General features: G+C 37.0%; 14 protein-coding genes. 12 read left to right on the top strand and 2 right to left on the bottom strand.

Annotated elements, in window-relative coordinates:
- Positions 1–55: 55 nt before the first annotated feature.
- The 7 genes from rpoB to tuf all read left to right on the top strand — a co-directional run bounded on the left by rpoB (position 56) and on the right by tuf (position 12,495).
- Complete coding sequence (gene rpoB / locus HMPREF3239_RS02710; protein ID WP_070854629.1) at positions 56–3,607, top strand: DNA-directed RNA polymerase subunit beta; 3,552 nt, start codon at positions 56–58, stop codon at positions 3,605–3,607.
- 200 nt (positions 3,608–3,807) lie between these two features.
- Complete coding sequence (gene rpoC / locus HMPREF3239_RS02705; protein WP_174841861.1) at positions 3,808–7,401, top strand: DNA-directed RNA polymerase subunit beta'; 3,594 nt, start codon at positions 3,808–3,810, stop codon at positions 7,399–7,401.
- A gap of 197 nt (positions 7,402–7,598) precedes the next feature.
- Entirely contained in the window at positions 7,599–7,859 is a 261-nt protein-coding gene (locus HMPREF3239_RS02700) for a ribosomal L7Ae/L30e/S12e/Gadd45 family protein (RefSeq protein ID WP_053031031.1), read from the top strand.
- Positions 7,860–7,948: 89 nt separating this feature from the next.
- Complete coding sequence (rpsL, locus tag HMPREF3239_RS02695) at positions 7,949–8,362, top strand: 30S ribosomal protein S12 (protein WP_053031033.1); 414 nt, start codon at positions 7,949–7,951, stop codon at positions 8,360–8,362.
- A gap of 70 nt (positions 8,363–8,432) precedes the next feature.
- Positions 8,433–8,903 (top strand): 30S ribosomal protein S7, encoded by a 471-nt coding sequence (gene rpsG / locus HMPREF3239_RS02690; RefSeq protein WP_001137495.1) that lies wholly within the window; start codon positions 8,433–8,435, stop codon positions 8,901–8,903.
- A 121-nt stretch (positions 8,904–9,024) separates the two neighbouring features.
- Entirely contained in the window at positions 9,025–11,106 is a 2,082-nt protein-coding gene (gene fusA / locus HMPREF3239_RS02685) for an elongation factor G (protein ID WP_070854628.1), read from the top strand.
- A gap of 204 nt (positions 11,107–11,310) precedes the next feature.
- Positions 11,311–12,495 (top strand): elongation factor Tu, encoded by a 1,185-nt coding sequence (tuf, locus tag HMPREF3239_RS02680; RefSeq protein WP_070854627.1) that lies wholly within the window; start codon positions 11,311–11,313, stop codon positions 12,493–12,495.
- Between the two features lie 601 nt (positions 12,496–13,096).
- On the opposite strand, the gene HMPREF3239_RS02675 is transcribed toward tuf, so the two are convergent.
- Positions 13,097–14,263 (bottom strand): M20 family metallopeptidase, encoded by a 1,167-nt coding sequence (locus tag HMPREF3239_RS02675; protein WP_070854626.1) that lies wholly within the window; start codon positions 14,261–14,263, stop codon positions 13,097–13,099.
- Positions 14,264–14,497: 234 nt separating this feature from the next.
- On the opposite strand from HMPREF3239_RS02675, the gene HMPREF3239_RS02670 reads away from it, so the two are divergent.
- From HMPREF3239_RS02670 to HMPREF3239_RS02655, 4 genes are all read left to right on the top strand, one after another.
- The gene (locus tag HMPREF3239_RS02670) at positions 14,498–15,688 is read left to right on the top strand and encodes a glycine C-acetyltransferase (protein ID WP_053031038.1); all 1,191 of its coding nucleotides are present in this window, start codon (positions 14,498–14,500) and stop codon (positions 15,686–15,688) included.
- A 202-nt stretch (positions 15,689–15,890) separates the two neighbouring features.
- Positions 15,891–16,397 carry a GNAT family N-acetyltransferase gene (locus HMPREF3239_RS02665; RefSeq protein ID WP_070854625.1) on the top strand — a complete coding sequence of 169 codons (507 nt, stop codon included), beginning with the start codon at positions 15,891–15,893 and terminating at the stop codon, positions 16,395–16,397.
- Between the two features lie 11 nt (positions 16,398–16,408).
- Positions 16,409–16,828 carry an NUDIX hydrolase gene (locus tag HMPREF3239_RS02660; protein ID WP_053031042.1) on the top strand — a complete coding sequence of 140 codons (420 nt, stop codon included), beginning with the start codon at positions 16,409–16,411 and terminating at the stop codon, positions 16,826–16,828.
- Between the two features lie 168 nt (positions 16,829–16,996).
- Positions 16,997–17,956: an ornithine cyclodeaminase family protein gene (locus tag HMPREF3239_RS02655; RefSeq protein ID WP_070854624.1), complete on the top strand. Its 960-nt coding sequence runs from the start codon at positions 16,997–16,999 to the stop codon at positions 17,954–17,956.
- Positions 17,957–18,049: 93 nt separating this feature from the next.
- On the opposite strand, the gene HMPREF3239_RS02650 is transcribed toward HMPREF3239_RS02655, so the two are convergent.
- Entirely contained in the window at positions 18,050–20,782 is a 2,733-nt protein-coding gene (locus HMPREF3239_RS02650; protein WP_070854623.1) for a 5'-nucleotidase C-terminal domain-containing protein, read from the bottom strand.
- Positions 20,783–21,069: 287 nt separating this feature from the next.
- Here HMPREF3239_RS02650 and HMPREF3239_RS02645 point away from each other — a divergent pair, with 287 nt between their 5' ends.
- On the top strand, positions 21,070–22,026 hold the full coding sequence (locus HMPREF3239_RS02645) for an L-threonine 3-dehydrogenase (RefSeq protein WP_053031048.1): 957 nt from the start codon (positions 21,070–21,072) through the stop codon (positions 22,024–22,026).
- Positions 22,027–22,204: the final 178 nt, after the last annotated feature.

Below are 22,204 nucleotides of genomic sequence, written 5' to 3'. Positions count from 1 at the left end.
TACGAAATTTTCATGCGTATTGGTTCATCACACAATATTTGAGGGGTGAATCTGTTTGGCAGGTCAAGTTGTCCAATATGGAAGACATCGTAAACGTAGAAATTATGCGAGAATTTCAGAAGTATTAGAATTACCAAACTTAATAGAAATTCAAACTAAATCTTACGACTGGTTCCTAAAAGAAGGTTTATTAGAAATGTTCCGTGATATCTCTCCAATTGAAGATTTCACAGGTAACCTTTCATTAGAATTTGTAGATTATCGATTAGGTGAACCAAAATATGATTTAGAAGAATCAAAAAACCGTGACGCTACTTATGCTGCACCTCTTCGTGTTAAAGTACGTCTAATAATTAAAGAAACTGGCGAAGTTAAAGAACAAGAAGTATTCATGGGTGACTTCCCATTAATGACAGATACAGGTACATTTGTAATCAATGGTGCAGAACGTGTAATCGTGTCTCAATTAGTACGTTCACCATCCGTTTACTTCAATGAGAAAATTGACAAAAACGGTCGTGAAAACTACGATGCAACAATTATTCCTAACCGTGGTGCATGGTTAGAATATGAAACGGATGCGAAAGATGTAGTATATGTACGTATTGATAGAACACGTAAATTACCGTTAACAGTATTATTACGTGCTTTAGGTTTCTCTCACGATCAATCAATTATTGATTTATTAGGAGACAGTGAATACTTACGTAATACACTTGAAAAAGACAGCACTGAAAATACTGAACAAGCATTATTAGAAATATACGAACGTTTACGTCCTGGTGAGCCACCAACAGTTGAAAATGCGAAAAGTTTATTATATTCACGCTTTTTCGACCCTAAACGTTATGATTTAGCAAGTGTTGGTCGTTACAAAGCAAATAAAAAGTTACACTTAAAACACCGCTTATTTAACCAAAAATTAGCAGAACCAATCGTCAATAGCGAAACTGGTGAAATTGTTGCTGAAGAAGGTACAGTATTAGATCGTCGTAAATTAGACGAAATTATGGAAGTTTTAGAAACAAATGCTAATAGTGAAGTGTTTGAATTAGAAGGTACAGTTATTGATGAACCTGTTGAAATTCAATCAATTAAAGTTTACGTTCCAAATGATGAAGAAGGTCGTACAACTACTTTAATTGGTAATGCTTTACCTGATTCAGAAGTTAAATGTATTACACCAGCAGATATCATTGCGTCAATGAGTTATTTCTTTAACTTGTTAAATGGTATTGGTTATACAGACGACATTGACCATTTAGGTAACCGTCGTTTACGTTCAGTTGGTGAATTATTACAAAACCAATTCCGTATCGGTTTATCAAGAATGGAACGTGTTGTGCGTGAAAGAATGTCAATTCAAGATACAGATTCAATCACACCACAACAATTAATTAATATTCGTCCTGTAATTGCTTCTATTAAAGAGTTCTTCGGTAGCTCTCAATTATCACAATTCATGGACCAAGCTAACCCGTTAGCTGAGTTAACACATAAACGTCGTCTATCTGCCCTAGGACCTGGTGGTTTAACACGTGAACGTGCTCAAATGGAAGTGCGTGACGTTCACTACTCTCACTATGGACGTATGTGTCCTATCGAGACACCAGAGGGACCAAACATTGGTTTGATCAACTCACTTTCAAGTTATGCACGTGTGAATGAATTTGGTTTCATTGAAACACCATATCGTAAAGTAGACTTAGACACTAACTCTATTACAGATCAAATCGACTACTTAACAGCTGATGAAGAAGATAGCTATGTAGTTGCCCAAGCGAACTCTCGCTTAGATGAAAATGGCCGTTTCTTAGATGATGAAGTAGTGTGTCGTTTCCGTGGTAATAACACAGTTATGGCCAAAGAGAAAATGGACTACATGGACGTATCTCCAAAACAAGTAGTATCAGCTGCGACAGCATGTATTCCATTCCTTGAAAACGATGACTCTAACCGTGCCTTAATGGGTGCGAACATGCAACGTCAAGCAGTACCATTGATGAACACTGAAGCACCATTTGTTGGTACAGGTATGGAACACGTTGCTGCACGTGACTCAGGCGCTGCAATTACTGCTAAACATAGAGGTCGTGTTGAACATGTTGAATCTAAAGAAATCTTAGTTCGTCGATTAGTAGAAGAGAACGGCATTGAACATGAAGGTGAATTAGATCGCTATCCATTAGCTAAATTCAAACGTTCAAATACAGGTACGTGTTATAACCAACGTCCAATTGTTACAGTTGGCGACGTTGTTGAGTACAATGAAATTTTAGCTGACGGACCATCTATGGAATTAGGTGAAATGGCGTTAGGACGTAACGTTGTAGTTGGTTTCATGACTTGGGACGGTTACAACTATGAGGATGCTGTTATTATGAGTGAACGTCTAGTTAAAGATGACGTTTATACTTCAATTCATATTGAAGAATATGAATCAGAAGCGCGTGATACTAAACTAGGACCTGAAGAAATCACTCGTGACATTCCAAACGTGTCAGAAAATGCACTTAAAAACTTAGATGATCGTGGTATTGTCTACGTTGGTGCTGAAGTTAAAGACGGTGACATCTTAGTAGGTAAAGTAACGCCTAAAGGTGTGACTGAATTAACAGCTGAAGAAAGATTATTACATGCTATCTTCGGTGAGAAAGCACGTGAAGTACGTGATACATCATTACGTGTACCTCACGGTGCCGGTGGTATCGTTCTTGATGTTAAAGTGTTTAATCGTGAAGAAGGCGATGATACTTTATCACCAGGCGTTAACCAATTAGTACGTGTATACATCGTACAAAAACGTAAAATCCACGTTGGGGATAAAATGTGTGGTCGTCACGGTAACAAAGGGGTTATCTCTAAGATTGTACCTGAAGAAGATATGCCTTACTTACCAGATGGACGTCCAATCGATATCATGTTAAACCCACTTGGTGTACCATCTCGTATGAACATCGGACAAGTATTAGAACTACACTTAGGTATGGCTGCTAAAAACTTAGGCATCCATGTTGCATCTCCAGTATTCGATGGTGCGAACGATGATGATGTATGGTCAACAATCGAAGAGGCAGGTATGGCGCGTGACGGTAAAACAGTCTTATACGATGGTAGAACAGGTGAACCATTCGATAATCGTATTTCTGTTGGTGTTATGTACATGCTTAAACTTGCACACATGGTTGACGACAAACTTCATGCGCGTTCAACTGGTCCATACTCACTTGTAACGCAACAACCACTTGGTGGTAAAGCACAATTCGGTGGACAACGTTTTGGTGAGATGGAGGTATGGGCACTAGAAGCTTATGGTGCTGCTTACACATTACAAGAAATCTTAACTTACAAATCTGACGATACTGTAGGACGTGTTAAAACTTACGAAGCTATCGTTAAAGGTGAAAACATCTCTAGACCAAGTGTTCCAGAATCATTCCGTGTATTGATGAAAGAATTACAAAGTTTAGGTTTAGATGTCAAAGTTATGGATGAACATGATAATGAAATCGAAATGGCGGATGTTGATGATGAAGATGCAACTGAGCGCAAAGTAGATTTACAACAAAAAGATGTTCCTGAAACACAAAAAGAAACTACTGACTAATTAGAAATAGAAGTTATCTAACATAAGGGATATGAAACTCAGTTCGATTTAATTCTGAAACATGGATAAATCGTACTGATTTCCTCCCTATATTCATAATGACTTGTTTTAGTTTCAATAGATGTAAATCAATCAAATAGCACAGCTAATCTAAATTGAAGGAGGTAGGCTCCTTGATTGATGTAAATAATTTCCATTATATGAAAATCGGTTTAGCCTCACCTGAAAAAATCCGTTCATGGTCATACGGTGAAGTAAAAAAACCAGAAACAATCAACTATCGTACATTGAAACCAGAAAAAGATGGTCTTTTCTGTGAAAGAATTTTTGGACCTACAAAAGACTGGGAATGTAGTTGTGGTAAGTACAAACGTGTACGCTACAAAGGCATGGTCTGTGACAGATGTGGTGTAGAAGTAACTAAATCTAAAGTACGTCGTGAAAGAATGGGACACATTGAATTAGCTGCTCCAGTTTCACATATTTGGTATTTCAAAGGTATTCCAAGTCGTATGGGTCTTTTATTAGACATGTCTCCTAGAGCATTAGAAGAAGTGATTTACTTCGCTTCATATGTTGTTGTAGATCCAGGCCCAACTGGCTTAGAGAAAAAATCTTTACTATCTGAAGCTGAATTCAGAGATTATTATGATAAATATCCAGGCCAATTTGTCGCTAAAATGGGTGCTGAAGGTATTAAAGATTTATTAGAAGAAATCAACTTAGACGAAGAATTAAAATCATTACGTGACGAATTAGAATCTGCAACAGGTCAAAGATTGACACGTGCGATTAAACGTTTAGAAGTTGTTGAATCATTCAGAAACTCTGGTAATAACCCAGCATGGATGATTTTAGATGTACTTCCAATTATTCCACCAGAAATCCGTCCAATGGTTCAGTTAGATGGTGGACGTTTCGCAACAAGTGATTTAAATGACTTATACCGTCGTGTAATTAACCGTAACAACCGTTTGAAACGTTTATTAGACTTAGGTGCTCCTGGCATCATCGTTCAAAACGAAAAACGTATGTTACAAGAAGCTGTAGATGCTTTAATTGACAACGGTCGTCGTGGTCGTCCAGTTACTGGTCCAGGTAACAGACCATTGAAATCTCTTTCACATATGCTGAAAGGTAAACAAGGTCGTTTCCGTCAAAACTTACTTGGTAAACGTGTTGACTATTCAGGTCGTTCAGTTATTGCAGTTGGACCAAGCTTGAAAATGTATCAATGTGGATTACCTAAAGAAATGGCCCTTGAATTGTTCAAACCATTCGTAATGAAAGAATTAGTTCAACGTGAAATTGCTACGAACATCAAAAACGCTAAAAGTAAAATTGAACGTATGGACGATGAAGTTTGGGACGTATTAGAAGATGTTATCAGAGAACATCCTGTATTACTTAACCGTGCACCTACACTTCACAGATTAGGTATCCAAGCATTCGAACCTACATTAGTTGAAGGTCGTGCTATCCGTCTTCACCCACTTGTAACAACAGCTTACAACGCGGACTTTGACGGTGACCAAATGGCTGTTCACGTTCCTTTATCTAAAGAAGCACAAGCTGAAGCACGTATGTTAATGCTAGCTGCGCAAAACATCTTGAACCCTAAAGATGGTAAACCTGTTGTAACACCATCACAAGATATGGTACTAGGTAACTATTACCTTACTTTAGAACGTAAAGATGCAGTAAACACTGGCACAATCTTTAATGATACTAATGAAGTGCTTAAAGCATATGCAAATGGTTATGTACATTTACACACTCGTATTGGTGTGCATGCGAAATCATTTAATAACCCTACATTTACAGAAGCTCAAAACAACAAAATTTTAGCTACTTCAGTAGGTAAAGTGATCTTCAATGAAATCATTCCTGATTCATTCGCATTTATTAATGAACCTAGCCAAACTAATCTTGAAGGTAAAACACCGGATAAATACTTTATTGATCCAACTCAATTAGGTGAAGGTGGACTTAAAGCTTACTTTGAAGAACAAGAACTTATTGAACCATTCAATAAAAAATTCTTAGGTAATATTATTGCCGAAGTCTTCAATAGATTTAGCATCACTGACACATCTATGATGCTTGACCGTATGAAAGATTTAGGTTTCAAATTCTCATCTAAAGCGGGTATTACTGTTGGTGTAGCAGATATTGTTGTACTTCCAGATAAACAAGATATCTTAGATGAACATGAAAAATTAGTTGAACGCGTATCTAAACAATTTAACCGTGGTTTAATTACTGAAGATGAACGTTATAATGCGGTTGTTGAAATTTGGACAGATGCCAAAGATCAAATTCAAGGCGAATTAATGCAATCACTTGAGAAAACAAACCCAATCTTCATGATGAGTGACTCTGGTGCCCGTGGTAACGCATCTAACTTTACTCAGTTAGCTGGTATGCGTGGTTTAATGGCCGCTCCATCAGGTAAAATTATCGAGTTACCTATCACATCTTCATTCCGTGAAGGTTTAACGGTATTAGAATACTTCATCTCTACTCACGGTGCGCGTAAAGGTCTTGCCGATACAGCCCTTAAAACAGCTGACTCTGGTTACCTTACTCGTCGTCTTGTTGACGTTGCACAAGATGTTATCGTTCGTGAAGAAGACTGTGGTACAGATCGTGGTTTACTCGTTTCTGATATCAAAGAAGGTACAGAAATGATCGAACCATTCATCGAACGTATTGAAGGACGTTACTCTAAAGAAACAATTCGTCATCCTGAAACGGATGAAATTATCATTCGTCCAGATGAATTAATTACAGCTGAAATTGCTAAGAAAATCACTGATGCAGGCATTGAACAAATGTACATCCGCTCAGCATTTACTTGTAACACACGTCACGGTGTTTGTGAAAAATGTTACGGTAAAAACCTTGCAACAGGTGAAAAAGTTGAAGTGGGTGAAGCAGTTGGTACAATCGCTGCACAATCAATCGGTGAACCTGGTACCCAACTTACAATGCGTACATTCCATACAGGTGGTGTAGCAGGAAGCGATATCACTCAAGGTCTTCCTCGTATCCAAGAGATTTTCGAAGCACGTAATCCTAAAGGTCAAGCCGTGATTACTGAAATCGAAGGTGTCGTTGAAGATATTAAATTAGCTAAAGACCGTCAACAAGAAATTGTTGTTAAAGGTGCTAATGAAACAAGATCTTACTTAGCTTCAGGTACTTCTAGATTGAAAGTAGAAATCGGTCAATCAGTTGAACGTGGTGAAGTGTTAACAGAAGGTTCAATCGAGCCTAAGAACTTCTTAGCCGTTGCTGGTTTAAATGCAACTGAAAGCTACTTACTTAAAGAAGTTCAAAAAGTTTATCGTATGCAAGGTGTAGAAATCGACGATAAACACGTTGAAGTAATGGTAAGACAAATGCTACGTAAAGTTAGAATCATTGAAGCTGGCGATACTAAGTTATTACCTGGTTCATTGGTTGATATTCATAACTTTACAGATGCAAACAGAGAAGCATTTAAAGAACGTAAACGTCCAGCAACAGCTAAACCAGTATTGCTTGGTATTACTAAAGCTTCTCTTGAAACAGAAAGCTTCTTATCAGCAGCGTCATTCCAAGAAACAACACGTGTGCTTACAGATGCAGCTATCAAAGGTAAACGTGATGACTTACTTGGACTTAAAGAGAACGTTATTATCGGTAAGTTAATTCCAGCTGGTACTGGTATGAGACGTTATAGCGACGTTAAATACGATAAAGCGGAAACACCAGTTACTGAAACTGAAGAAGCCGAAGTTATTGAATAAACTATAAAATAAAGCCTATTAGGAATTATTTTCATAATTGACGAGACGGGACATATCTAACTTTTAAAGAGGTAGTCTCGCTCTCGTTCTTTAATTTTTAAAATGAGTAAAAAGTCTACAAAAAATGTTGACTTGATACTTCAATAAGTGTTATTATTGTAAAGGTTGATGCAAGCAGAACTTTGGAGGATATTTTAATGTCTAATGAAAAAGTTGCACGCTTTAACAAACAACACTATGTAGTTGGTCTTAAAGAAACGCTTAAAGCGTTAAATAGAGATCAAGTTGCATCTTTGATTATTGCTCAAGACGTTGAGGTACATTTGTTAGCTCACGTATTTAGTTTAATCAATCATAAAAATATACCTATCACTTATTATCAAAGCAAACATGCTTTAGGTAACTATGTAGGTATTAATGTTAATGCAACCATTGTTGCGTTATTGAATGAGAATTAGTAAGTATTTTGCTTACTAAATTTTATTTAACCTAAAAATGAACCACCCGGATGTGTGGAATTAAAAAGTGAAGAGAGGAGGACATTTCAATGCCAACTATTAACCAATTAGTACGTAAACCTAGACAAAGCAAATCTAAAAAATCAGATTCACCAGCTTTAAACAAAGGTTTTAATAGTAAAAAGAAACAATTTACTAACTTAAACTCACCTCAAAAACGTGGTGTTTGTACTCGTGTAGGTACTATGACACCTAAAAAACCTAACTCAGCGTTACGTAAATATGCACGTGTGCGTTTATCAAACAATATTGAAATCAACGCATACATCCCTGGTATCGGCCATAACTTACAAGAACACAGTGTAGTACTTGTACGTGGTGGACGTGTAAAAGACTTACCTGGTGTGCGTTACCACATCGTACGTGGTGCACTTGATACTTCAGGTGTTGACGGACGTAGACAAGGCCGTTCATTATACGGAACTAAAAAACCTAAAAATTAAGTTTAAGATTGTGTAAATTTTAATTTCAATTTTTAATAATATACTATAATAGGAAGGGAGGATTTTAATTATGCCTCGTAAAGGATCAGTACCTAAAAGAGACGTATTACCAGATCCAATTCATAACTCTAAATTAGTTACAAAATTGATCAACAAAATCATGTTAGATGGTAAACGCGGAACAGCACAAAGAATTCTTTATTCAGCATTTGACCTTGTAGAACAACGCAGTGGTCGTGATGCTTTAGAAGTATTTGAAGAAGCAATCAACAATATTATGCCAGTATTAGAAGTAAAAGCTCGTCGTGTGGGTGGTTCAAACTACCAAGTACCAGTTGAGGTTCGCCCTGAACGTCGTACGACTCTAGGATTACGTTGGTTAGTAAACTACGCGCGTCTTCGTGGTGAAAAAACTATGGAAGATCGTTTAGCTAACGAAATCTTAGATGCTGCTAATAATACAGGTGGTGCCGTTAAGAAACGTGAGGACACTCACAAAATGGCTGAAGCGAACAAAGCATTCGCTCACTACCGCTGGTAAGATTAAAGCTTTAACCCTGAGTGTGTTCCGTCACATTGGTTTACCAAATAAGATGGCTCATGCTTAGGGCATCGCCATATTCAATAGTACTTATTCAGTAATTACTGGAAGGAGAAAAACAATGGCTAGAGACTTTTCTTTGAAAAACACTCGTAATATCGGTATCATGGCTCACATCGATGCTGGTAAAACAACTACGACTGAACGTATTCTTTACTATACAGGTCGTATCCACAAAATTGGTGAAACACACGAAGGTGCTTCACAAATGGACTGGATGGAACAAGAACAAGACCGTGGTATTACAATCACATCAGCTGCTACAACAGCTCAATGGGATGGCCACCGTGTAAACATTATCGATACTCCAGGACACGTAGACTTCACTGTAGAGGTTGAACGTTCATTACGTGTACTTGATGGTGCGGTTACTGTACTTGATGCGCAATCAGGTGTAGAACCTCAAACTGAAACAGTTTGGCGTCAAGCTACAACATACGGTGTACCTCGTATCGTATTCGTAAACAAAATGGATAAATTAGGCGCTAACTTCGATTACTCTGTAAGCACATTACATGATCGTTTAGATGCTAACGCTGCACCTATCCAATTACCAATTGGTGCCGAAGACGAATTTGAAGCTATCATTGACTTAGTTGAAATGAAATGTTTCAAATATACAAACGACTTAGGTACTGAAATTGACGAAATTGAAATTCCTGAAGATCACAAAGAAAGAGCAGAAGAAGCTCGTTCTAATTTAATCGAAGCAGTTGCTGAAACTAACGACGATTTAATGGAAAAATATCTTGGTGACGAAGAAATTTCAGTTGAAGAATTAAAAGATGCTATCCGTCAAGCAACTACTGACGTAGAATTCTACCCAGTACTTTGTGGTACAGCATTCAAAAACAAAGGTGTTCAATTAATGCTTAACGCAGTAATTGACTACTTACCATCACCTTTAGATGTTAAACCAATTGTTGGTCACCGTGCTGACAATCCTGAAGAAGAAGTAATTGCTAAACCAGACGATTCAGCTGAATTCGCTGCATTAGCATTTAAAGTTATGACTGACCCTTATGTTGGTAAATTAACTTTCTTCCGTGTATATTCAGGTACTTTAACATCAGGTTCTTACATTAAGAACTCAACTAAAGACAAACGTGAACGTGTAGGTCGTTTATTACAAATGCACGCTAACTCACGTCAAGAAATCGATACTGTTTACTCAGGCGATATCGCTGCTGCAGTTGGTCTTAAAGATACAGGTACTGGTGACACATTATGTGGTGAAAAGAATGACATTATCTTAGAATCAATGGAATTCCCTGAACCAGTTATCCACTTATCAGTAGAACCTAAATCTAAAGCTGACCAAGATAAAATGACTCAAGCTTTAGTTAAATTACAAGAAGAAGACCCTACTTTCCATGCACACACAGATGAAGAAACTGGACAAGTTATCATCGGTGGTATGGGTGAGTTACACTTAGACATCTTAGTTGACCGTATGAAGAAAGAATTCAACGTTGAATGTAATGTAGGTGCGCCAATGGTTTCATACCGTGAAACATTCAAGCAATCTGCACAAGTTCAAGGTAAATTCTCTCGTCAATCTGGTGGTCGTGGTCAATACGGTGATGTTCACATTGAATTCACACCAAACGAAACTGGCGCAGGTTTCGAATTCGAAAACGCTATCGTTGGTGGTGTAGTTCCTCGTGAATACATTCCATCAGTTGAAGCTGGTCTTAAAGATGCTATGGAAAACGGTGTCTTAGCTGGATATCCATTAATCGATGTTAAAGCTAAATTATTTGATGGTTCATACCATGATGTCGATTCATCAGAAATGGCCTTCAAAATTGCTGCATCATTAGCACTTAAAGAAGCTGCTAAAAAATGTGATCCAGTTATCTTAGAACCAATGATGAAAGTAACAATCGAAATGCCTGAAGAATACATGGGCGATATCATGGGTGACGTAACAGCTCGTCGTGGACGTGTTGATGGTATGGAACCTCGTGGTAATGCACAAGTTGTTAACGCTTATGTACCACTTTCAGAAATGTTCGGTTATGCAACTTCATTACGTTCTAACACTCAAGGTCGCGGTACTTACACAATGTACTTCGATCACTATGCAGAAGTTCCAAAATCAATCGCTGATGATATCATCAAAAAAAATAAAGGTGAATAATTAAACTTGTTTTAACTAGATTTTCTAGGTAAAATACAGCGTATGCTTATTCTTTAAGCAAACACCTTTATGAATTGATTTTTTACTGAAAATGCATTATAAATGAATTATGAATTCTAACAATCATTATGTCTCATGATGGTGAGAAACTATCATGAGAGATAATATTGAAATAACTTTTACTAGAATAGGAGAGATTTAATAATGGCAAAAGAAAAATTTGATCGTTCAAAAGAACATGCCAATATTGGTACTATCGGTCACGTTGACCATGGTAAAACTACTTTAACAGCTGCTATCGCAACTGTATTAGCTAAAAATGGTGACACTGTAGCACAATCATATGATATGATTGACAACGCTCCAGAAGAAAAAGAACGTGGTATCACAATCAATACTGCACACATCGAATACCAAACTGACAAACGTCACTATGCTCACGTTGACTGCCCAGGACACGCTGACTATGTTAAAAACATGATCACTGGTGCTGCTCAAATGGACGGCGGTATCTTAGTAGTATCTGCTGCTGACGGTCCAATGCCACAAACTCGTGAACACATTCTTTTATCACGTAACGTTGGTGTACCAGCATTAGTAGTATTCTTAAACAAAGTTGACATGGTTGACGATGAAGAATTATTAGAATTAGTTGAAATGGAAGTACGTGACTTATTATCTGAATACGACTTCCCAGGTGACGATGTACCTGTAATCGCTGGTTCAGCATTAAAAGCTTTAGAAGGCGATGCTCAATACGAAGAAAAAATCTTAGAATTAATGCAAGCAGTTGATGAGTACATTCCAACTCCAGAACGTGATTCTGACAAACCATTCATGATGCCAGTTGAGGACGTATTCTCAATCACTGGTCGTGGTACTGTTGCTACAGGCCGTGTTGAACGTGGTCAAATCAAAGTTGGTGAAGAAGTTGAAATCATTGGTATCCATGACACTTCTAAAACAACTGTTACTGGTGTAGAAATGTTCCGTAAATTATTAGACTACGCTGAAGCTGGTGACAACATCGGTGCATTATTACGTGGTGTTGCTCGTGAAGACGTACAACGTGGTCAAGTATTAGCTGCTCCAGGTTCAATCACACCTCACACAAAATTCAAAGCAGACGTATACGTTTTATCTAAAGACGAAGGTGGACGTCACACTCCATTCTTCACAAACTATCGTCCACAATTCTATTTCCGTACTACTGACGTAACTGGTGTTGTTAACTTACCAGAAGGTACTGAAATGGTTATGCCTGGCGACAACGTTGAAATGACAGTAGAATTAATCGCTCCTATCGCGATTGAAGACGGTACTCGTTTCTCAATCCGTGAAGGTGGACGTACTGTAGGATCAGGCGTTGTAACTGAAATCATCGAATAATTTTAATTATTCTTTATTTCAAAGACTCCCTTTAAGGGAGTCTTTTTTTTGGTAACAGCACAGAAATTAAATAATTTCGTTGTCTCTTCCCAGCTTGATTAGCTTGTAGAACTTCTTGATGAAATTCTCTTTGCTGGGGCACCGCCGTCAAGTATGACTAGATTTGAAAAACTCTTGATTTAAGCGCATTTTAAAATTAAATCAGTCAGCTACTGCCTAAATGTTTAAAGAGGCTAAGACAATTCATTTTGTTTTAGTCTCTTTATTATATGCTCAAAAATAAGCACTATTGTGTTTCTATATGATTAATAACTATGGCTATCACAGTTTGTTATATATAAATATTACTTCCTTTTATATGAAAATAGGAGTGGGACAGAATTCATTTTAAATTCGTTGTCCACTCCCAGCTTGCTTAGCTTGTAGAATTTCTTGATGAAATTCTCTTTGTTGGGGCCCCGCCCGCAAGGATGACTAGAACTGAGAAAAGCTCGAATTAAGCGCCTTCTCAGTTCAGTCAGCTACTGTGAATTTGCAAAATAGCTTCATTATATTATTTTTGTCCCAGCCTCATTGTTCCATTAAGTTAAACGATTCAATTTTAAAACACATTTTCAATTTCTAATATTTTCAAGAACGCACTAGCAGCATACTTAAATGCAGCTTCATCTATATCAAAATGTGGGTTATGATGTGGTGCAGTAATACCTTTATCTTTATTACCACATCCAGTTAAGAAGAATGCCCCTGGGCGGACTTTTAAATAGTGAGAAAAGTCTTCACCAATCATCATTAACTCAGATTCATTGAAGCGTAGATGTAAGTCATTTGCAGCTTGTTTGACTACCTCATATGCATTGACATGATTGTGTACTGGTAAATAGCCACGAATGTATTCTAAGTCGTAAGTGATATCATTAGCTAGAGCCAAGCCTTGTAATAGTTTATCCATCTTATGTTGAATGTGTGATTGTAATTCTGTATCAAATGTGCGCACAGTTCCCTTACAAAAAGCACTATCGGGAATAACACTATCAGACGATCCAGCTTGAATCATTCCGAATGTAAGAACAGCTTCTTTAACAGGATCGATTGTTCTAGATATAATTTTTTGCGCACTGAGAATAAACTCAGCCATAATTACAATGGGGTCAATGGTTTCATGCGGTTTAGCGCCATGGCCCCCTTTACCTTTAATTGTAACCGAGAATTCATCTGGTGATGCCATAATCGCACCAGGTCTTGAATAAATCGTACCTGTACTATAGCCACTCCATAAATGGGTACCATAAATTTTATCAACACCATTTAAGCAACCATCATCAATCATTTCTTGAGAGCCACCTGGCATAATTTCTTCACCATATTGGAAGATAAAGACCACATTTCCTTTTAATAAATGGCGGTGTTCATGCACAATCTCAGCGACGCCTAATAATATCGCAGTATGACCATCATGACCACATGCATGCATCAATCCATCATTCTTAGATTTGTAAGGTACATCGTTAAGTTCTTGTACAGGTAGTGCGTCGAAGTCAGCACGAAATGCAATCGTTGGCCCTTCTTCTTTACCTTTGAATGTTGCTTTAATGCCATTACGTCCAATAGGTGATTCAATTTTACAATCAAGATGACTAAGCTGATTTAGAATATAGTTATGCGTCCAAGTTTCCTCGAAAGAAGGTTCAGGATATTGATGCATATAGCGACGCATCTGAATCATTCTATTTTCCTTATTACTGGCTAATTGAAACCAATCTAACACATGAACCACTTCTTCCTAATTATTATGAATTTTAGTATATCAAATTCTAATTCAACTCAATAGATTAATTCGGTATTTTCTGGAAAATGAAGGTAAATATACATGTTGTATGAACAGTTGTACATGACGTAAAGAATATTCAATATATTGAATTAACTGGAATGATAGTGCTTTCATGTTCAAGAAAAATCAGTTATGATTATGTTGATAAATAAATGCAAAGGGGATATGAATATGGTTCAATCACTACACAACTTTTTAGAAGAAAATATTCAATATTTAAAAGACAATGGATTATATAACGAAATCGATTCAATCGAAGGTGCGAATGGTCCAGAAATTACAATCAATGGGAAACAATATATTAATTTATCATCAAATAACTATTTAGGACTAGCAACAAACGAAGATTTAAAATCTGCAGCTAAACATGCAATTGATTCACACGGTGTTGGTGCTGGTGCTGTACGTTCAATTAACGGTACATTAGACTTACATGATGAGTTAGAAGAAACATTAGCTAAGTTCAAAGGTACTGAAGCTGCTATTGCTTATCAATCAGGATTCAACTGTAACATGGCAGCTATTTCAGCAGTAATGAACAAAAATGACGCAATCCTTTCAGATGAATTAAACCACGCATCTATTATTGATGGATGTCGTTTATCTAAAGCTAAAATCATCCGTGTTAACCACTCAGATATGGATGATTTAAGAGCGAAAGCGAAAGAAGCTGTTGAATCAGGTCAATATAATAAAGTTATGTACATCACAGATGGTGTATTTAGTATGGACGGAGACGTTGCTAAATTACCTGAAATCGTTGAAATTGCTGAAGAATTTGGCTTAATTACTTACGTTGATGATGCGCATGGTTCAGGTGTAATGGGTAAAGGTGCTGGTACAGTTAAACATTTCGGTTTACAAGATAAAATCGACTTCCAAATCGGTACACTTTCAAAAGCAATCGGTGTAGTTGGTGGTTATGTAGCAGGTACTAAAGAACTTATCGACTGGTTAAAAGCTCAATCAAGACCATTCTTATTCTCAACTTCATTAGCCCCTGGAGATACTAAAGCAATTACTGAAGCTGTGAAAAAATTAATGGCTTCTACTGAATTACACGATCAATTATGGGATAATGCGAAATATTTAAAAGATGGCTTAGCTAAACTTGGCTTCAATACTGGTGAATCAGAAACACCAATTACGCCAGTTATTATTGGAGACGAAAAAGAAACACAAGAATTTAGTAAACGTCTTAAAGACGAAGGTGTATATGTTAAATCTATCGTCTTCCCAACAGTACCACGTGGCACAGGACGTGTAAGAAATATGCCTACAGCAGCGCATACGAAAGAAATGTTAGATAAAGCAATTGCTGCCTATGAAAAAGTTGGTAAAGAACTAGGTACAATTAAATAATGATATAAGAGAGAGTCATTTTTAGGCTGGGACGATTATGATCGTTTCAGTCTATTTTTATTGTGATTTAACAAAGATAACTCAAAATGTCGTTTGCTAATAGATGAGGTGGAGATATTTATTTTGGTAAAATAATGTTATAGTTCATCATCTTATAATGTGAAATATCAAATTAACATATAATTTAGAAAGTGGTGTGTTAATGCTAAATCTAAGACAGTTAAGCTATTCAGATAAAGTTGCTTTAATGAAGTACCTCCAAGAATGGTATGTTCATGATGAACCCATAGTGCCTTCCAACACAGACTTGTCGAAGTATGAGTCATTTGAGCACATGGTAGACCATTTAAATAATATAGAGGTTGATGATGATTGGGTACCAACGACCACACTATTTTGCTTTGAAAATGGAGCTATTGTTGGTGCAGTCGATATTCGTCATCACTTAAATCGACGCTTAGTAAACATTGGCGGACATGTGGGTTACGGCGTGTGTCAGTCACGTAGAGGACACGGCATTGCTTCATTTATGTTGCAAGAGGCGAAGCTATTGTTAAAAGAATTAGGTGTAAACAAAGTATTAATGACTACAAATCCTAAGAACACTGCCTCACAAAAAGTGATTAAAAAACATGGCGGATATGAAATCGAACCATATGTCAAAAAGAATGGTAATTTAGTAAGTCGATTTGAAATTTCTAATGAATGAAGGTTGGATGAATGAAAGATTTAAAAGTAGTATATGCATTGATACAAGATGAAGCAGGAAATATTTTACTCGTTCATAATACAGATGGTGGTGGCTGGTCACTACCCGGTGGCAAAGTTGAGTATGGAGAAACGTTAGTTGAAGCATTGAAACGTGAAGTTAGAGAAGAAACAGGCTTAGCTATTGAAGTTAAAGACGTGGTTAGTATTAATGAAGGTAAATCGACACAAATGAATGTCCATACGCTTTTTATTATGTTTAAAGCACAAGTACATGATTATACAACAGAAATTCAAATGAAAGATGAAATTTCAACATTACGTTGGTTGCCAATCGAAGAAGCGGATGAAAAGTTAGTATATTACCATCATAGTTTGCGTGTATTTCTAAATAATCACGCTACTTATTATGATGAAGGACTTGTAGATTAAAGTGGGAAACGAAGCGCTTCAATCAAAATGAATAGTTTAAGCAAGTTAAATTAGCCTTTTCATCCTATCAACATACGTGAATTAAAAGTGTTACATAATAAGATGATAAATGAGTGGCTTGACGGGTAAATAATGAATAACGACAAAGCATTTGATGGAGGAATTAATATGTTAGTTTTGAATGAGCAAGATCAACGAGCATTACTAGATATGAAAGAAGTGATTGATGAAGTTGCCAATTCGTTAAAAGCATTCTCAGAAGGTAAGACAGAAACGCCACTACGCTATGTTCTACCATTTAATGATGATAATCGCTATTTAGTCATGCCAGCTTTATCCGATGATCTTAAAATCGTTGGCATCAAAACCGTTACATTTGCGCCTGATAACCCTAAAAAGGGTAAGAAAACGATAACAGGTTCAGTCCTTTTAAGTGACTATGAGACGGGAGAAACGCTTGCTGTGTTAGATGGTAGTTATTTAACACAAATACGTACTGGCGCAATTTCAGGCGTAGCAACGCAATACTTGGCTCGCAAAGATGCTAAAACGTTATGTGTCATTGGTGCTGGTGATCAGGCTAGAGGTTTAATTGCAGCAGTTATGGCTGTGAGACATATCGATATGATTCACTTTTCAAGTCGTACGACATCGAATGCGGAAGTATTAGCACAAGAAGTAGCGGAAACATATCATGTCGCAACGAAAGTCTTTGATCAAGCGGATGATGCCATGGAAGAAGCGGACATTGTAGTAACTGCTACAAATTCGAATAATCCCGTATATGCTCATACTTTACATCCAGGTGTTCACTTAAATGCAGTAGGCTCTTTCAAACCAGATATGCAGGAATTACCTACTGAATCAATGATGGTAGCTAACAAAATTGTGGTTGAATCTACTGAAGCTGCAATGGAAGAAACAGGCGATTTAAAGGTACCTCAAGAAGAAGGAATTATCACACAAGCATCTTTACATGGCGAACTTGGTGATATTGTTGCAGGTAAAATTTCAGGACGTGAGAGTGATGAAGAAGTGACACTCTTTAAATCTGTTGGCCTTGCTATTGTAGATATAGTGGTTGCTAATTATTTTTATAAAAAAGCGATTGAAAAGCAGGATAAATAGTTGGGTGTCATAACAATCTTAATATAAAGACAACAAACCGTGAGTGAGACAATGCATTTAGTGTCCCATTCACGGTTTATTATCTATCAAAAATTATGCTGATTTTTTGCGTTGACGACAATATATCAATCCAGTTCCAGTTACAACAAGTAAGATTGCGATACCATGTTCTGATGTATCACCTGTATTACCTGTATTAGGTAGCTGTGTTAATGATTCATTATAGAGCGCCATTGTTTGAATTGCGTTGCTCGTGTGATGATTTTGCTGATGCATCATATGGTACGCACCTGCATGCTGTTCAAAGGCGTGATTTGATAATTGAATCACTTTGTTGTAATGATTTGAAGCTACAGGATAACCACAATGATGATGTGTAGATGTATGGTTAGTGTTGATGACCATTGGCTGTGCATCATTATGGTGATGCTTCCCATTAGTACATGATGGCATTTGCATTTGTTGATGACCACCATTAGCTACGTTAGGAAGTTCGATGATATTTCCGTTGGCTTGATGTGTATCTTTATGCGCTGGTTGTTGTCCATGATGACTATTGTGTTTCGAGTCATCATTCGTATTATTATTTGGTGTTTGTTGACCGCTACCTGCGTGACCTGTTGAATGATTGTTACTATCTTGAGTTGCTTCACCAGTATTTGGCTGCTCAGCACTTTCAGGCTCTCCGTTGATAATACGTACAGGTTCAACTGTATCATATTTATTCAAATCGGTTTCTTTAATGTATTGCGCGACAACTTCATCTAATGAGATGCCTTCTTCACGTTGACCACCAAACATATCATAGCCATCACCTTGATTAGCCGTGAAATCATTTGTTGTTACATAATACGTTCGGTTAGGGTCTAAATCTTCATAGCGACCATTTTCTTTATTCAATACTTTAATTGCATTAATACGTTGTCCAGATGCTTTGTCGATATCGTAATATACTTTTAGTGAATCAGAAATTTGTAAGAAACCACCATTAGCAGTTAAGACTTTCTTACCATCTTGCATATCCGTTTCAGCACTTAAACTATGTTCAAATGCTTTTAACACATCTGAGCCCTTAACTTGAATTTGAGAAATTAAATTTCCGAATGGTAATACAGTAATAATATCATTTTCTGTAACTTTACCTTTGTCGATTGAAGCACGTATGCCACCGCCGTTAGTGATTGAGAAATCAGAAGGGTGTGAGAAATGTTTAGAGGCATATGCTTCCATAGCGTCTGTAATTAAATTCCCTAAATTGGTTTCTTGTGTACGTGCTTGTGCGCGTTCGCCATTTAACTTCACTGTATTATTAGGGATAACGACAGTGGATGTTGCTTTCAAGAACGCATCATTTGCTTTCTTAGTTTGTGCTTCGATTTGTGAGTCAGGTGTCACATGCTCAGCATCAGCGACATTAATTAATGATGCTTCGACATTCGTTGCTTGCTTATCTTTAAAATTAAAATCAATACGGCCTACATTTTCGAGGGCTGTTCCTGTTTGCGCGAGTATATTGTTAGCACCGTAGTGTTGACCGTGATCAATGACTGTATGTGAATGACCATCGATGACAAAGATAGGCTGTGTAAATGAACGGTCTTTCGTCAGCTGCTTGATTAAATAATCACCACGCCAACGTTCTTGTGTTGATTTATCCACACCCAAGTGTGATAAGACAACGAATATATCTACATGATCTTTAATTTGATTCATAGCTTGTTTGACACTGGTTAACGGATCTTTAAATTCTACACCTTCAACTGCGCTAGGTGATGTTTTAGTTTTGGTTTCAGGTGTTGTGACACCCACAATACCATAACGGATATTGTTTTTAGTTACGATTGTGGAAGGATTAAAAATACGTTTGCCATTTTTATAGATATTGGATGAAATGATAGGGAAATTTAACTGTTTCTGTAATTTAAGTAATTGGTCATAGCCAAAGTCAAATTCATGATTTCCGACAGTCATCGCATCGTAACCGACATTATTCATAGCTTTAGCCATTTCCTCACCTTTAGAGTTGTTAGAAACAGGTAATCCTTGAAATGCATCGCCAGAATCAACCATTAAATCAGGATGATATTTGTCTTTGAGTCCCTTTACTTTAGCCATTCCGATGACACGACCATCTTCTTCAACGAAACGACCATGAATATCATTTGTATGTAAAATTGTGTGTTTATCTTTGTTGTTAGAAGCTGTTGTTACTTTCTTATTCGCAGTAACATCATTCGTCTTCATAGCTGTTTGCTTTGAAGTAGCATCACTGTGTTTAGGTGCTTGCTTTGAAACAGGTGTTGCGTGTTGTGATATAGCAACATCATGACTTTGTTGTTGCGTTGCTTCTTCAGGCGATGAGGTAACTTTTGCTGGTGTAGATGCCTTTGGCGGTGTACCTTGTGCTGACTTAGAAGCTTCAGTTGTTGAAGATGATGTGTTTACCTTAGTATCTTGCGACGATTGAACTTCATTTGTAGTCGGTTCAGGCAATGCTTTTTCGTCTGAAAAGGCAGAACCCTGAGATGAAGCATTGTGTTTCTCTGAAGTTGTATGTTGTGTTGTAGACGTTGCAACATCACGATGTGGCGTCGTTTGAGACGACGATGTGATGTCATCATGATGTGAAATTACATCAGACTTTATTGCCGTATCCTTATTCGTCGAGTAAGCATTTACTGATGGTGCTTCTTGTGATGTTGTGTGTGATACTGCTGTGGTGTTGTTTGATTGGATTGATGCCGATTCAGCAGCATACGTTGTACCCATAGTGATACCAAATACGATAAAAAATAGTATTAAGATTGGAACAAGATATCGCTTCATATTTGCCTCCTTTATTATATGGAATTTACATTTTTATATTAGCATAAGTCACCCGTCTTAAAGCTTACGCATTCAATTATTTACGATAAATTTAAAAATGATTAATAAATCAAACACTACGATACCTAAGAATCTCTGACTTTTCAAAAAGAAATAGATTTATAAAGAATGTACTTTCTGAGTATACAAGAAAGCGCTTTTATATTATAATAAGCATGTAAATAGGGAATATGTACACCCTAAAAGGACAATTATTCGTGCTAAACACACAAAGGGAGTTTTTATTTATGGAAAGAATCGTTATTACAGGAGCGCTTGGTCAAATTGGTACTGAGCTGGTATTAAAATGTAGAGAAATTTATGGAAATGACAATGTCTTAGCTACGGATATTAGAGAACCGGAAGAGGACTCACCGGTTAATAATGGACCGTTTGAAGTATTGGATGTTACGAATCGTGAAGCGATGATGGCGAGTGTTGAGAACTTTAAAGCGGATACGTTAATGCATATGGCGGCTTTATTATCAGCAACTGCTGAGAAAAATCCATTATTAGCATGGGATTTAAATATGGGCGGTTTGATGAATGCATTAGAAACTGCTAGAACATATGAATTACATTTCTTCACACCAAGTTCTATTGGTGCGTTTGGTGATTCAACACCTAAGAAAGATACACCTCAAAATACAATCCAACAACCAACTACAATGTATGGTGTGAATAAAGTTGCTGGTGAATTATTATGCCAATATTATTTCACAAAATTTGGTGTCGATACGCGTAGTGTGAGATTCCCTGGACTTATTTCTCATGTTAAAGAACCAGGTGGCGGTACGACGGACTATGCGGTTGAAATCTATTTCGAAGCGGTAAGAAGCGGACGTTATACAAGTTATATTGCTAAAGACACATACATGGATATGATGTATATGGATGATGCGATTGATGCAATTATTAAATTAATGGAAGCAGATGCAGATAAATTAGTTACGCGTAATGGCTATAACTTAAGTGCTATGAGCTTTGAACCTGAAGAAATTAAAGCTGAAATCCAAAAGCATTATCCAGATTTTGCTTTAGATTATGAAGTGGATCCAGCACGTCAAGCAATTGCAGATAGTTGGCCAGATAATATTGATACAAGCTACTCTCGTAAAGAGTGGGGCTTTGATCCTAAATACGATTTAGCTGGTATGACTGAGTTAATGTTAAAAGCGATTGAAGAAAAAGAACAAAATAAATAAAGTGTGATGTGTTGAACTAGCAGGGTGGTAACACCCTGCTAGTTTTTTGTGAAAAGGGAGCCATAGATCGATAATCACTCACATAAGTTGAGATGCTTACATAGGGAGCTCGGTTGTAAAGAAATGCTTAGATGAACATTTACTCATTCTGTTGTGATGCTTGCCTAGGGGGATGGGT

It is taken from the genome of Staphylococcus sp. HMSC34C02 (assembly GCF_001838705.1).
In the GTDB taxonomy this organism is placed as follows: domain Bacteria; phylum Bacillota; class Bacilli; order Staphylococcales; family Staphylococcaceae; genus Staphylococcus; species Staphylococcus borealis.
The sequence above is the reverse complement of the archived record's forward strand: the minus strand, read 5'-3'. Positions and strand labels throughout refer to the sequence as shown.